The sequence below is a fragment of the Alteromonas sp. K632G genome (genome assembly GCF_017653625.1).
Classification (GTDB): Bacteria; Pseudomonadota; Gammaproteobacteria; order Enterobacterales; family Alteromonadaceae; genus Alteromonas; species Alteromonas naphthalenivorans.
Genome location: NZ_JAGGDM010000002.1, coordinates 111545 through 125123, shown reverse-complemented (window position 1 = coordinate 125123; position 13579 = coordinate 111545). Strand labels below are relative to the sequence as shown.

Below are 13579 nucleotides of genomic sequence, written 5' to 3'. Positions count from 1 at the left end.
AATGTAGATATCTTAGAAACTTGGGGACAAACCACATGAAGGCTACGCTACTTTACGCTGCCGTTATTTTACTTTGCACCGCGTGTGCACCATCTAAGCCGAACACAAAAAATGCATCTGTTGAGCGTTCAGACGACAGGGCTTTTTCAGTAGCTGTTGAGGCTTGGTTAGATAAATCTGCACTAGAACAAGCGCAGGCTATAGCAGCAGGTGAGTTGTCATCCGAGGCGTTAGTAAAAGGCTATCTCGCTAGAATCGAAAAGCTTGATGGTGATGTAAATAGTATTTTGGCACTTAACCCCAATGCCATTGAAGAAGCCAGAGCGGCTGATTTAGCACGTAAAAATAGAATGCGTAAAGGGCCGCTGTTTGGTATTCCAGTGTTACTGAAAGACAATATTGAAACCAGTGAGCTACCTACTACCGCAGGCGCGATGGCACTTGTTGATAATGACACAAAGCGAGATGCCCCCATTGTAGCTCGCCTTAAAGCCGCGGGCGCCATTGTGTTAGGTAAAACTAACCTCTCTGAATGGGCTAACTTTCGGTCTGAATCTTCTATTAGTGGTTGGAGCGCCGTAGGTGGGTTAACCCGAAACCCGCATATGTTATCTCGTAGTGCTTGTGGTTCTTCGTCGGGTTCAGGTGCTGCTATGGCATTGCGTTTAGCGTCGTTAGCCGTGGGCACTGAAACCAATGGTTCTATTATTTGTCCTTCTTCAATGAACGGTATTGTAGGATTTAAACCCACAGTTGGGCTGTTATCTCGTACGCACATTGTCCCTATCTCATATACCCAAGATACCGCAGGTCCTATGACCGCAAACGTTAACGATGCATGGTTAATGGCATCAATCATGGCAGGTGTAGATACAAAAGATAGCGCAACGCTAGAGGCTAGCAAACACATGCTTAATGCACCGCAGCAAAGTATGTTGGCGACCGATTTAAAAGGCGTGCGCGTAGGCGTTGTGCGTTACCGTCAAGGGGATAACCCTCATGTGCTTTCTACTTATGAAAAAGCCTTAAATAGCCTAACTGCCGCAGGCGCTGAGCTGGTGGAAATTAGCGACTTCAAACAACCTGAAAGTTTTTGGGCCGACTCTTATCAAGTGTTACTTAGCGAGTTTCATTACACATTAAACGAATACTTAGAAGGCAGTCCAGCGGACATTCCTGTGCGCAGTTTGTCGGAACTTATTACTTACAATCAAGCAGGCTCTCGAGAACTTGCGCTCTTTAATCAAGATATATTCGAAAAAGCAGTGAATACAGATGACATTAATAGCCCAGAATACGCTTCGGCTCTAGCCTTGGTAAGAGAAACTGCGAGAGACAAGGGTATTGATGCCCTAATGGCACAACATAAAGTTGATGTACTTGTGGCACCCTCAAATAGCCCGGCTTTTCTGATTGATGGCGTGTATGGCGATCATTCCCCAATGGGGTTTATTGGAATTGGGTATTTAGCGGCCATTGCAGGTTATCCGCATCTTACTGTACCGGCAGGAGAAGTGAAAAACCTTCCGGTGGGAATTAGCTTTATTGGCAAGCAATGGGACGATGAAAAAGTGCTACGCATTGGCAGTATATTTCAAGCAAAGCATGGGGCCTATATAAAGCCTGGTTTGTTACCGAGCCGACTACATAACCCCGCATTGTTAGACGCTGTGAAGGGGCTGTAACTCGTTATAGACCCTTATCTCAAATGCATAAAAAAGCCCCAGCACACGTGAGCGAGACTGGGGCTTTTTTGATAATTCGAGTTACTAGCCTGGGCGTTTAACCCATGCACTACACCAACCATTGGCGTTAACCAATTTGTTAGGGAAGATGGCGCAAGGGCGGTGTTGTTCGCCGTCGGCACCTTGAATGTACATGCAGTTGTTACATTTAGCACCGTCTACAGTAGACGCCGCAGTGTAGTTTAATGCTTTCGCGCTTGGATCATCTGCTTGTAGTTGTTCTTGCGCATTCGCACGTAACGCAACGCTTCCTAACGTTAGGCCTATCAAAGATGTACCTGACAATTTCAGAAAGTCACGACGGTTTACAGACTTCATAATTCTCTCCAATTGAGATAATAACGATAATGATTCTTTTTTACTCAGCGCCTAAAACGCAAAAACCTGCCGCAAGGCAGGTTTTGAATGTTAATAATTATACTATAACCCGTGGCGTTTGGATCTAACACAAAGCAATAAATATTTGTTGATCTAGATTAACGAGTTTCACCTGAACAGCTAGCAAAATCAATGTCCTATAGCATCAACGCAACATTAGTTTGCGCGCCACTGGCAAAACATGAATTATTTTTTAGTTACGCTCGCCTGTGTTAAAGGCACATCGGGTTTTGCGTAAGCATATTGGGCTATCTTTTGCGTACTATGATAAGTGTCCAGACCCGAGATACATGAGGTTTGTAGTGATTCAAGATCTATATACCCATCTTCGGCAATAGCACTTTTTGCAATGTCATCTCCTGTAGTGCTGCTGCCCGCAATAAAGACCTCTTGGATTTCACCTATAATCATTTCCGTTTGATTACACAACGTAAAATGCTGTTCTACTTTAAGCCCCATCTTTATCGCGCTTTCTTTAACATAAGGCGCGCTGAAGTTCTGGCTAAACCAAGGCGTTAGTCCAACCTCATCGAACTCACTCACACCATTATCATACCGCGCAGATGTTTGATGTGCTTTGTCAGTCCAACTTGTATGAACATGATTTAAAGTGAACATACCTTGCTGCTTAATATTAGTCAGAGAATCTCGCTGTGCAGTGTGTGGGCGCATAATAATACCCAGCAATGGTGGGTTAGCCCCTACATGAACCACAGAACTAATAATAGCTAAGTTGTTAACTCGGCCATCGGTGGTGCCTAACAGTGAGGAAGATTTAAAGCCAGATAGACTATTCACAAAGTTGGCGCGATATCGTTGCGGCAAAGCATTGATATCCTGCAACGAAAAATGGGTACCACTATCAGCCATTTTCCTGCTCCGCAATAATATTTAAGTCTTCGCCTTGCTGATAAACACCAAGTTCTATAGGTTGGCAACATACTTGGCAATCAAGTACCTGCACCTGACCCACATCATTAACCTCATCAATTTCTACATCATTGGCTGCCATGCAATATGGGCAAGAGAACGCCATCGATCGCGTTAAGCTCATGATTTCCTCGTATGTGAATTACGTTGTGATAGTTATTACGAGTAAAGTAGAAAACTGGATTGACTGCCAATTAAGCCAGAATGACTTTACAAGCTACTACGCAAGCGCCTGTGCACCTACGCATGAAATAAAAAGGGAAAAGGTTGAATAATAGGGCTGTATAAATATACACTAATTAGTGTATGCAATAGTTTGGTTTTATAATGCGAAAAGATTTGCCACCACGATATTACTTAGCCCACTTTTTTGAGTTCTTAGCGTTCTTTAAAGGGGCGAATGCTGCGTTGTTAAGTGATGACGCTCATGGTTTTATAGAAAGCTTTAACCAGCTAGATGCTGACAAACAATGCATCATTGTGCGTGCGGCTAATCGTAAATATGCGGTAATTGACAGGTCGCAGTTTTCTTATGCAGAAATAGCTAACCCTCAACAGCAAATTGACGAGCTGATTGAAGCTAAGTGGTTCGGCGATTTGCACCATGCTTCGCTGCAAGATATTGCAGGCGTACTGACTAAAGACGCTATTTTAAGGTTGTTAAGTGAATACGGTGCCACTCAAGGTTTGGCATCATTGACCAAGCCCGTGCTTGTATCGCGCTTAGAAGCCTGCATTAATCAGCATGGCTGGCCTGAAGGGCTAAATGAGCATACTTACTTAGTGTGTTTGTTTGATGCACCGCTAAAATTTTTATTATTCCTTTATTTTGGCAATACCAAAGGCAGGCTGAATCAATTTTCTATGCGCGACTTAGGCGTTATGCGTACACGCGGCGATTCGGTATCAGATATTACCCGTTTCGACAGTAAAGCAGATGCTGAAGCAGCCTGGTTTTATGCCAGCCATTTAGAAAAGCTCCCTTTTCTTTCTTTAGCGCAAGCAAATGCATTAGCCCATGAGACGTTCCCCAATAGCGATGGCGTATCAGCCATGTTTTATCGTGATCAGTTTCTTTATGCACTAGCGTTAAAATTACTAGGCGAGCACCGAGAGCAGGCCCTTCTTTTGCTATACCAAGCCCAAAGCGACAAAGCGAAAGAGAAATGGATAAGAGAAAGCTATAAAGACGGCAACACCGATAGTGTTAAAGAAGTACTAGAACACATTATCGACTCACCACCTTCCGATACGCTGCTGGCCTTTGCTGAAGATTTCTATGCGAGGAAATACCACAAAAAGCGCACCAGTGCGGTAACCGATATGTTAAGAAATGCAAGCCGCACTATTGATATTGATGTTAGCCAAAATCAACAGGTAGAGCGTGGCGTGTTAGCCCATTATAAACGCTTAGGTATTGCCGGTTGGCGCACCGAGAACAGATTATGGCGCAGCTTGTTTGGGCTAACCTTTTGGGCACAGCTATATGAAGAAGATACCCTGGTCACTGAGTTTGATAGACGGCCTCTATCGCTTAAGCAAAACAACTTCTACGCTCGTTTTGGCAGCAGTATTGAAGCCTTATTTGAAAGGTTAAATAGCAAAGATAAGTTTCGCCACCACGTGCATAAAATGGCGACAGCCCACTATGGCAAGGTGAATAGCTTATTCATGTGGAGCAGCCATTTGCTTGAACCTATCGATGCCCTAATCAAACACGGCGAGCTTAGCGCCATTGTTAACCTGCTTCGAATGATGAGCGAAGATTTTGCCTCGTTAAGCGACGGCTTCCCTGACATCATGATTTTTGATGAAAAGTTACGCTTTGAAGAAGTGAAAGCGCCAGGCGATCAGTTAAGACGCAATCAGTTGGTGTCTATTCAGAGGTTGCAACGTGCAGGGTTTGAGGTTGCTGTTACTACGGTAAATTGGCATCGCGACCCTAATCAGCCGTATGTTGTGGTTGATATTGAAACCACTGGGGGCAACAACAGCTACAATCGAATTACTGAAATTGGCATGGTGAAAATTGTTGCGGGCGAGGTGGTCGATACCTATCAAACTCTAATTAACCCCCAGCGACGAATTCCGGCTACCATCACACGTCTTACTGGTATTTCTGATGATATGGTGGTTGATGCGCCATTATTTGTTGAGGTGGCTGAACGTATTGCTAGCTTTACCGACGACGCGGTATTTGTGGCCCATAACGTTAACTTCGATTATGGCTTCATTAAACAGGAATTTGCACGATTAGAGCTTCCTTTTAAACGACCCAAGCTGTGTACGGTGAGAGAAATGCGCAAGGTAAATCCTGGGTTACCCTCATATTCATTGGCTAACCTCACTCGGCATTTCGACATTAAAATGGAGCAGCATCACCGTGCGCTCTCTGATGCAAAAGCGGCCGCTGCACTACTTGATATCATTCTAACGATGTCGGCTGAAACAATTAAATAAATGTAAGGTTAGGTAAGGCTAGAGAAGGTGAACATTTTTTCTAAATTGGCGTAATAGTAGTGTTAAATAACAAGAGCCGGAACTATGCGAGATACCGAAGAGCAACTTACACAAGAGCAGTACACAAAAGAGCGTCACTTTGAAAAAGGCCGTATTTCAAAAGAGCATTCTTCAAAAGAGCATGTCTCAAAAGAGCCCTCGTCAAAAGATTATCCATCAGAGCTCTATCCCTTAGAGCGCCATACTGAAGGGCATCTCACTGAGGTTGAACAATCTCGCGTCATTGAAATGGCGTGGGAAGATAGAACTCCTTTTGAGGCAATCGAAGACTTGTATGGCTTACCTGAGAAAGAGGTTATTAATCTGATGCGCCAGAATTTAAAGCACAAAACTTTCAAAAATTGGCGTGCAAGGGTGTCAGGGCGTAAAACCAAACACAAAACGTTACGCCCAGCAGGCGTAGAAAGAGGGTACTGCCCGTCTCAATATAAACCTCAGAGTGCGAATAAGTAACCTTCTATTGTGCTGGCTATTCTGTAGGTTTCAATGGCTTCACGGTAGTGACAGGCAGTAGCAGCATCATAAGTTGCTGGCGCCAAGGCGTGGGGAATAACTGGGTAGTGCTGTCATCTGCAGGCGTAGCTTGTGAAATTTGTTGTTTATAGGCTTTATAGTAAGGGCAGCTTTCTTTAAGGCTTTCAATGCGACTTAACACCGAGTCGATAAAAATAGCAGGGCTACGTTGGGTGTTCTGCTTTAAATCTAATACTAGTTCACGTAACACATAGGCTTCCCACTCAGAGCGGTATTCTCGTTCTAGCTTGCTGGGCTCGCGAGAAAGCTCAGTGATTTGTTGGTGTAACTCCACGTCGTTTTCAGGCTTGTCGTAAAGCACACGCAAGGCAAGCAATACGTCGATAGACAGGCGTGAAACAGGGAGTTGAGATTTTAGTTCTTCGTAACGTTTGGGCACCTTGTAAACCTTTTTACCTTAGCGGTAAAGATTGAAAAACTTTTATTTCTTAGCGTTTGAGTTAGTAGACACTACCATACTTCACTCAGTTTTTTTAGTAAATGGCAGTACGCACAAGCAGTTGTAATCATTAAATAAACGTAACCATTCAGCGCTGAACTTTCGCGTGGGGAACCACCGTATTAAAAAGTGCACTGTCAAAGTGCGTACGCGTTCTTGCTGTTTGGCCCATCATTTTGATGGGCCTTTTTTATTGCTCAAATGACACCTTTATACCTGCAAGCAACCGACTAACGCTGTCTACCACATCGGCACGTATAAACCACTCTGTGTCATCAATAAGAGTAATATCTCCGCTTATTTCAGCTGAAGCGCCATGACCCGTCCCCAAAAAATCTTCAGTCAGCTCACCCCTAGGGCCAAAGCCTTCACTTACATAAGAATAGTGAGAAAAATAAGACAAAGGGTAATTTCCCACGCTCGTTCTTCCGCTCAGGCCAATAACAAACTTTGAGCTTGAAGATGACAGCTGCTGAATAGTTTCAATGAACAACGTTTGGGATGGCGTGTATTGAAAGCGATATTCACCCCGAATAAAGTTGTTGTCAGTCATACGCTCGATACTCACTTCGTAGCTATGGGTTTGTCCCATTTTTGCCGAGTATTCTAATTCAACATAATTGAGTTGGTGGAAACTATCAAATGCGCTGTTGGCGTTGGTATCGTCAAGTTCGCCAATAACCAATTCTATTTCGCTGTCCTCTTGCAAGGCATAAACACTGCGCATGCCTTTAATCCATCCATCTTTAGATAGCCCTGACGAAGAAACTCGGCCCTTATAGGTGGGGATGATCCCCGCCTCCATTTTTCCATCAGAAAATTCATAGCGTAAATATAAACGCCTAGCGTAAAGGTAATCTGACGTATCACTATCAAAGGTATTATGGCTTGATGCAAAAGATTCTCCGGTAACCACAAAACTATTTAACGACCACGCATCGTCAGAGGACAGGGAAACAGAAGGGTAATATCGCACTCTATACTGATTTCTATGATCTCGGTCTGAGCGTTCGTCAAAACGAAATTGCATGTCAAGCTTCTGTGAAAAGCTTAAGCGCTCGGCAAAGGCATTGGCGCATACGGAAAATAAGAGAACAACAAATACAGCTGCGTTATCTACCCTTTTCATTTCAGTCGAGTCCAATTCATCAATAAGTTAATTAAGCCTAACCAGCTTATACGAAAAAAAGTGCGACTAGGGTAACTATTTGTGATGGAAAAAACTGAAAAAAAAAGCCGGTGAATGACACCGGCTAAAAACTGGAGGTGGACTCCAATGAGGGTAAACACATAAAACACAACTAAAGTTTCAATAGCAGGGAGGGCTAGGAAACTGAGTTAAGTATATGCCCGCCCCGTTCATTTGAAAAACCTTAAAACTTGATTGTCCTAATCGTAAAAACAGAATGAACTATATGAGCTAGTAATTGCTTAAGCATGGGCAGTAGAGCGCATAGCAAAATGATACTGATAGGCGCGAGTAATTTAAGTCGTTTGGAAATATGTTGTAGAAAAAGAAGGGGTGTACCAGAAGTAAAAAAAGGAGATAAAAGCAGTGCCGTGGAAAACACGGCACTGAATTTTGATGCTGTTAGGCTATGCCTAGTTTCTTCTCAAGGTAGTGAATATTGGTACCACCGGCAAAGAAGTTTTCATCAGCCATAATAGAGCGTTGTAGAGGAATATTGGTTTTAATTCCCTCGATAACTAGCTCATCTAACGCATGACGCATTCTGGCAATGGCTTCGTCACGACTTTCACCAAAGGTAATCAACTTACCAATCATGGAATCGTAGAAAGGCGGTACCGTGTAGCCAGCATAAATATGAGATTCCCAACGAATACCTAAACCGCCCGGCGAGTGGAAAATATCAATCGTACCTGGGCTTGGGATAAAGGTTTTAGGATCTTCTGCGTTAATTCGACATTCAATAGCATGGCCACGAATTTGAATTTGCGATTGGTCGATAGACAGAGGCTGACCGGCTGCAATACGCAGTTGTTCTTTAATTAGGTCAACGCCGGTAATCATTTCAGATACTGGGTGTTCAACCTGAATACGGGTATTCATTTCAATGAAATAGAACTCGCCGTTTTCGTATAAGAACTCGAACGTACCTGCGCCGCGATAACCAATTTCGACACAAGCACGACGACAACGATCGCCAATCTTGTTACGCATTTGCTCAGAAATACCAGGTGCTGGTGCTTCTTCTACCACTTTTTGGTGGCGGCGCTGCATAGAACAGTCACGCTCGCCTAAGTGAATAGCATTGCCTTGGCCATCGGCTAAAATTTGAATTTCCACGTGACGTGGATTTTCTAAGAATTTCTCCATGTACACGGTGGCGTTACCAAAAGCCGCGCCCGCTTCAGCTTGCGTAGTTTCAATAGCACTAATAAGTTCCGCTTCACTGCGAACCACACGCATACCACGACCACCGCCGCCGCCAGCTGCTTTAACAATAATTGGATAGCCAATGCGTTTAGCAATGGTTTTATTCTTATCATTGTCGCCAGTAAGCGGGCCATCTGAGCCAGGTACACATGGAACGCCAGCTTTCTTCATAGCACTAATTGCTGACACTTTATCACCCATCAGGTTAATGGTGTCTGCCGTTGGGCCAATGAAGATAAAGCCACTCTTTTCAACTGCTTCAGCAAAGTCGGCGTTTTCTGCTAAAAAGCCGTACCCTGGGTGAATAGCAATAGAATTAGTGACTTCCGCCGCTGCAATAATGCGAGGAATATTCAAGTAGCTTTCGGTTGCTGAGGCTTTACCGATACAAATCGACTCGTCTGCTAGCAACACGTGCTTTAAGTTTTTGTCTGCCGTGGAGTGTACCGCAACGGTTTTGATGCCAAGTTCTTTACAGGCACGCAAAATACGAAGGGCAATTTCACCACGGTTTGCAATGAGTACTTTATCTAGCATAGTACGAAGCCTGCTTATTCAATGATGAACATGGGTTGATCAAACTCTACTGGGTCTTGGTTATCTACCAGTATTGCCTTAACCACACCAGATTTGTCTGATTCAATTTGGTTCATCATCTTCATTGCTTCAATAATACAAAGTGTGTCGCCAGCATTTACCGTTTGACCCACTTCAGCAAACGGTTTTGCTGTAGGTGAAGATGCGCGATAGAAAGTACCAACCATTGGTGATTTAACCACATGGCCTTCTGGCGCTGCAGGTGCCGCTGCTTGAGCAGGTTCAGCCGCCGCAACGGGTGCTGCTGGAGCCGGAGCTGGTGCTGCATGAGCTGGTGCAGCAAAGCTATAGTTTATTGGCGCTTGAACGCCAGTTGGGCCGCGATGAATTCGAACAGACTCTTCGCCTTCAGTGATCTCAAGTTCGGCAATGCCAGACTCTTCCACTAATTCGATGAGTTTTTTGATTTTTCTAATATCCATGTTCAGTCTCTACGTTAATTTTTTGATTGCGGTAAATTGATGGCGGCGGTCAGGGCTAGTGAATAACCAATGGTACCAAGGCCAACAATGACGCCTGCCGCAACATCTGAGAAATATGAGTGATGTCGAAATGATTCACGGGCATGAACATTCGACAGGTGTACTTCAATAAACGGGATATTGACACTTAACAATGCATCGCGAAGTGCAACGCTTGTATGTGTGAAAGCAGCGGGGTTAATGATGATTGCGTCGATATTGCCCATAGACTGATGAATACGGTCGATAAGCGCATGTTCTGCGTTCGACTGAAAATGGGTAAGGGTGGCATCAGACGATTTTGCCTGCGCGCTCAGATCATCAACGATGTCCTGTAACGTTTGTGTGCCATACTTATCGGGTTCACGTTGTCCTAACATATTTAGGTTAGGGCCGTTCAGTAACAAAATATTCATTAAATTTGCTGCTATCTTCGGTAAAAAGTCAGTGTATTTGCTATTTCAGCAAAATTTTATGACAGTTGCACGAAAAAAAGACAATTAATCCGGTTGTTTATTCATTTAGACGTTGATTATAGAGGTAGTGAAAGATTTCGCAGCAAAATACTGGTCTAATCAGGTGTTTTCGACGCAAAGTTCTCTTCCCGGTCTATGCGTTATCACAGGTGCGTGGCGGTGTATAAGAATGTGACCATGTAATGCTAATGTGACTTTTATGTGCTGCTTATGTAACTAGTGGAGTTCAATTCGGCTCATTTTTTAACGCAAATGGCACCGACATGTACTTTCCTTCGTACTTGGCTGTGTACACGGCGAAGTGCAAATGGGGTAGTGATGAAAACCCTGTATTACCAGAATAACCAATGAGCTCTCCGGCTTTAACGGTTTGCTCTCGCGTTACCACCACACCCTTGTATTTCAAATGGTAATATTCGCCTGTGGTGCCATCGTCATGCAAAATAGCGACAAAATTCGCGTGCTTAGCAAACCGTTTAGAAGCGCCGCCTAATTGGCCATCATCTTTCGTATCTATTACCACACCATCGCGAGCGGCGAACACGGGAGTGCCAACCGGCGCCGCAAAATCTAATGCATAACAGCCCCCACCAAAACCTTGTACTACGGGGTAATTACTAGCTGGGCGCAGCGGCGGCAAATAAATCACTTCATCATTGTGCACAGCATTCAGCACTCCTGAAGTCCAGCTTACTTTCATTGAGTGCCAAAACCGTCGCGGGCTTTTTACTACCCCCATTAAAATAGGGTCATCGTCGTTTAAAAAATACGCTGGATGTCGACCCGGGCGTAAGCCCACTGGTTGGTAAAGTAGACGTAAGCCCACTTGCCGAAAGAGTAAGCACAAGGGGCAGTGGCACCTTTCGCTGAGCATAGACTTCATACTTCCCATTCGTGGGCGCTGAAATGCTGATACAAAATCGATTGGCATCGTAGCAACTGGGCGCTTGGGTAGACGGGTTTTGGTTTACGACCTCTTGCGCCATTAGCGTTTTTAGTGGCGCACACAAGGTAAAAACAAAAAAAAGTGTGAGGGAAAACTGAAACATTAGGGGCATAGCTCACCCTTGAATTACGGTGAAGAGTAATCACTCACCAATCATAATGTTAAAACGTATTTTCAACATGTTCAGCAAAGGCTGGCGCTTTCATAAATCCGGTTACCCGAGACTGCGTTAGCTCATTACCGCTCTCATCGAAAAATAAAATAGTTGGCAGCCCAAGAATAGAAAATTCATCCTGAAAGGCCGTATTATTGGCAGAGGTATCGGTTAAATCTATTTGCATCCACACGGTATTATTAAGCGCATTAATAACATTAGGATCAGGGAAGGTGTATATTTCAAACTCTTTACAGGCCACACACCAATCGGCGTACAAGTCCACCATCACCGTTTTGCCTTGTGAATTGGCTGTCGCAATTTGTTGGCGTAAATCATCTAAATTCTCAACGACAATAAATGTTGGATGAGCCAGCTGGCTGTGCTGCGTGGCAGTGTCTTCAGATGAAGTAAGGGTGTTATAGGCTAGCAGCGCACTGGCGAACAAACCTGCCGCAATAACCAACGTTCGCACGTACTTCAAAATGCCTTTTTGGCTCGCTTCGTTTACCACAAAATAATAACCAAATGCCCCTAAACCTAGGGCTGCCCACAGCAAGTTAATGTATTCGCTAGACCATGCTTTGGGCCACAAACGCTCTACAAATACGATGGCCACCGACAGCATCATAAATCCAAATGATACTTTTACCACGTTCATCCATTGACCCGCTCTTGGTAGCAATTTAGAACCTGTGATCCCAAATATAACAAGAGGAACACCCATGCCAATACTCAACACATAAAGCGAAATGAAGCCAAGGGTTAAGTCGCCGCTTTGTGCAATAAACAATAAAATGCCGGTTAATGGCGCCGTAGTGCATGGCGAGGCAATTAGCCCCGATAACGCACCCATAGCGAATACACCCGCCATGCTGCCAGGCGTTTGGTTGTTACTTAAATTAGTTAAGCGGGTTTGCCATTTTGCAGGAAGTTGAAGCTCGTATCGGCCAAACATGGCTAACGCCAGCAGAACAAAAATGCCAATAAAAATGCCTAGAATGAGCGGATGTTGAAGTGCAGCCTGAAACTGCATACCCGCCGACGCCACAATTAAGCCTAATATAGAATAGGTAATGGCCATGCCTTGTACGTAGGTAAACGTGAGCCAAAATGCGTTGCTGGCTTTTGCCTGTTTACCTTGGCCAATCACAATACCCGACACAATGGGGTACATAGGGAACACGCAGGGGGTAAAAGCAAGGCCTATGCCTAATGCAAAGAATAGCACCAAGGTGAGGGCTAGGTTTTCTTTGTTAATGAGCTTATCGGCCAGAGAATATTGAGACGCTTGAGAGCTACTCGGGTTCGTTTGCGAGAGACTCTGTTCATCTGTCGACATGGGATCAGCGCTGTTGCTCAAGACGCTGGCGTTAGCGTTGCTGGCAAGGGCATTCAAATAGACGGTTTTAATATTCGGTGCGTAACAAAGGCCCGCATCGGCGCAGCCTTGGTAGCGTATTTTTACTATACCGTCGTTGGTGGCTTGTGTAATAGGAACCGTTATCGTGACTTCATCATAAAATACTTCCGATTCGCCAAAGTATTCATCTTCAATGATCACGCCTTTGGGATAATGAGGTTCCCCAATGGCGGCTTGCTTAGCCACTAACTTGAATTGCTTTTTATAAAGGTAATAGCCATCGGCAATGGTAAAGGAAAGGCTTAAGGTGTCGTCTGCCTGATTGAAGTCGAATACAAAGGCTTGGTCTACTTTTAAGAATTCTTCTTGGTTGCTGAACACATCGTCGAACCCACCCAGGCTCTGATTTGAAGGCGGAGCGGAGGTTTGAGGCGAAGTTTGTGCCGTAATTTGTGTATTAGTTTGCGAATAGCCAGGCAGCGCAAGCGATGCTAAAAATAGACAACATGCGACAAAAGAAAATAAACGGGTGATGTACTTCATATAACGACTTTCTTTATCCTAAAGCTATTGGCCTATAAAAAGTAAGACCGAGATGTATACGCTATTCTTTCACAAACCCAGTTTAACACAGCTAC

The 13579-nt window shown here is 44.3% G+C and carries 13 protein-coding genes; 3 read left to right on the top strand and 10 right to left on the bottom strand.

What is annotated here, in order from left to right; translation table 11 throughout:
- Window positions 1-35: 35 nt before the first annotated feature.
- The gene (locus tag J5X92_RS03230; protein WP_208804618.1) at window positions 36-1685 is read left to right on the top strand and encodes an amidase; all 1650 of its coding nucleotides are present in this window, start codon (window positions 36-38) and stop codon (window positions 1683-1685) included.
- An 84-nt stretch (window positions 1686-1769) separates the two neighbouring features.
- Here J5X92_RS03230 and J5X92_RS03225 read toward each other — a convergent pair whose 3' ends face one another.
- From J5X92_RS03225 to J5X92_RS03215, 3 genes are all read right to left on the bottom strand, one after another.
- Window positions 1770-2063, bottom strand: coding sequence for a high-potential iron-sulfur protein (locus J5X92_RS03225; protein ID WP_013786614.1), 294 nt, complete (start codon window positions 2061-2063; stop codon window positions 1770-1772).
- Window positions 2064-2309: 246 nt separating this feature from the next.
- The gene (locus J5X92_RS03220; protein WP_013786613.1) at window positions 2310-2993 is read right to left on the bottom strand and encodes a flavin reductase; all 684 of its coding nucleotides are present in this window, start codon (window positions 2991-2993) and stop codon (window positions 2310-2312) included.
- A complete protein-coding gene (locus tag J5X92_RS03215; protein ID WP_126872096.1) occupies window positions 2986-3177 on the bottom strand; it encodes a CPXCG motif-containing cysteine-rich protein in 192 nt (63 codons plus the stop codon). The genes J5X92_RS03220 and J5X92_RS03215 overlap by 8 nt, the downstream gene beginning before the upstream one ends.
- A gap of 203 nt (window positions 3178-3380) precedes the next feature.
- Here J5X92_RS03215 and J5X92_RS03210 point away from each other — a divergent pair, with 203 nt between their 5' ends.
- A complete protein-coding gene (locus J5X92_RS03210; RefSeq protein WP_208804616.1) occupies window positions 3381-5513 on the top strand; it encodes an exonuclease domain-containing protein in 2133 nt (710 codons plus the stop codon).
- A gap of 282 nt (window positions 5514-5795) precedes the next feature.
- Window positions 5796-6026 carry a TIGR03643 family protein gene (locus J5X92_RS20945; protein WP_041453193.1) on the top strand — a complete coding sequence of 77 codons (231 nt, stop codon included), beginning with the start codon at window positions 5796-5798 and terminating at the stop codon, window positions 6024-6026.
- A gap of 16 nt (window positions 6027-6042) precedes the next feature.
- Here J5X92_RS20945 and J5X92_RS03200 read toward each other — a convergent pair whose 3' ends face one another.
- The 7 genes from J5X92_RS03200 to J5X92_RS03170 all read right to left on the bottom strand — a co-directional run bounded on the left by J5X92_RS03200 (window position 6043) and on the right by J5X92_RS03170 (window position 13484).
- Window positions 6043-6486, bottom strand: a complete 444-nt coding sequence (locus J5X92_RS03200) for a hypothetical protein (RefSeq protein ID WP_208804614.1) — start codon at window positions 6484-6486, stop codon at window positions 6043-6045.
- 250 nt (window positions 6487-6736) lie between these two features.
- The gene (locus tag J5X92_RS03195; RefSeq protein ID WP_126872092.1) at window positions 6737-7675 is read right to left on the bottom strand and encodes a hypothetical protein; all 939 of its coding nucleotides are present in this window, start codon (window positions 7673-7675) and stop codon (window positions 6737-6739) included.
- Between the two features lie 462 nt (window positions 7676-8137).
- Window positions 8138-9481: an acetyl-CoA carboxylase biotin carboxylase subunit gene (accC, locus tag J5X92_RS03190; protein ID WP_057795338.1), complete on the bottom strand. Its 1344-nt coding sequence runs from the start codon at window positions 9479-9481 to the stop codon at window positions 8138-8140.
- Window positions 9482-9495: 14 nt separating this feature from the next.
- The gene (gene accB, locus J5X92_RS03185) at window positions 9496-9963 is read right to left on the bottom strand and encodes an acetyl-CoA carboxylase biotin carboxyl carrier protein (protein WP_208804612.1); all 468 of its coding nucleotides are present in this window, start codon (window positions 9961-9963) and stop codon (window positions 9496-9498) included.
- A gap of 14 nt (window positions 9964-9977) precedes the next feature.
- On the bottom strand, window positions 9978-10418 hold the full coding sequence (gene aroQ, locus J5X92_RS03180) for a type II 3-dehydroquinate dehydratase (protein ID WP_208804610.1): 441 nt from the start codon (window positions 10416-10418) through the stop codon (window positions 9978-9980).
- 286 nt (window positions 10419-10704) lie between these two features.
- Entirely contained in the window at window positions 10705-11361 is a 657-nt protein-coding gene (locus J5X92_RS21370) for a M23 family metallopeptidase (RefSeq protein ID WP_348272380.1), read from the bottom strand.
- A gap of 224 nt (window positions 11362-11585) precedes the next feature.
- Window positions 11586-13484 (bottom strand): protein-disulfide reductase DsbD, encoded by a 1899-nt coding sequence (locus J5X92_RS03170; RefSeq protein ID WP_208804606.1) that lies wholly within the window; start codon window positions 13482-13484, stop codon window positions 11586-11588.
- Window positions 13485-13579: the final 95 nt, after the last annotated feature.

What these genes read in the sequence shown, in the direction of transcription:
- accB (WP_208804612.1), bottom strand. Translation starts at nt 9,963, where the DNA reads ATGGATATTAGAAAAATCAAAAAACTCATCGAATTAGTGGAAGAGTCT.
- accC (WP_057795338.1), bottom strand. Translation starts at nt 9,481, where the DNA reads ATGCTAGATAAAGTACTCATTGCAAACCGTGGTGAAATTGCCCTTCGT.
- J5X92_RS03225 (WP_013786614.1), bottom strand. Translation starts at nt 2,063, where the DNA reads ATGAAGTCTGTAAACCGTCGTGACTTTCTGAAATTGTCAGGTACATCT.
- J5X92_RS03210 (WP_208804616.1), top strand. Translation starts at nt 3,381, where the DNA reads ATGCGAAAAGATTTGCCACCACGATATTACTTAGCCCACTTTTTTGAG.
- J5X92_RS03230 (WP_208804618.1), top strand. Translation starts at nt 36, where the DNA reads ATGAAGGCTACGCTACTTTACGCTGCCGTTATTTTACTTTGCACCGCG.
- J5X92_RS21370 (WP_348272380.1), bottom strand. Translation starts at nt 11,361, where the DNA reads ATGAAGTCTATGCTCAGCGAAAGGTGCCACTGCCCCTTGTGCTTACTC.
- aroQ (WP_208804610.1), bottom strand. Translation starts at nt 10,418, where the DNA reads ATGAATATTTTGTTACTGAACGGCCCTAACCTAAATATGTTAGGACAA.
- J5X92_RS03195 (WP_126872092.1), bottom strand. Translation starts at nt 7,675, where the DNA reads ATGAAAAGGGTAGATAACGCAGCTGTATTTGTTGTTCTCTTATTTTCC.
- J5X92_RS03215 (WP_126872096.1), bottom strand. Translation starts at nt 3,177, where the DNA reads ATGAGCTTAACGCGATCGATGGCGTTCTCTTGCCCATATTGCATGGCA.
- J5X92_RS03220 (WP_013786613.1), bottom strand. Translation starts at nt 2,993, where the DNA reads ATGGCTGATAGTGGTACCCATTTTTCGTTGCAGGATATCAATGCTTTG.
- J5X92_RS03170 (WP_208804606.1), bottom strand. Translation starts at nt 13,484, where the DNA reads ATGAAGTACATCACCCGTTTATTTTCTTTTGTCGCATGTTGTCTATTT.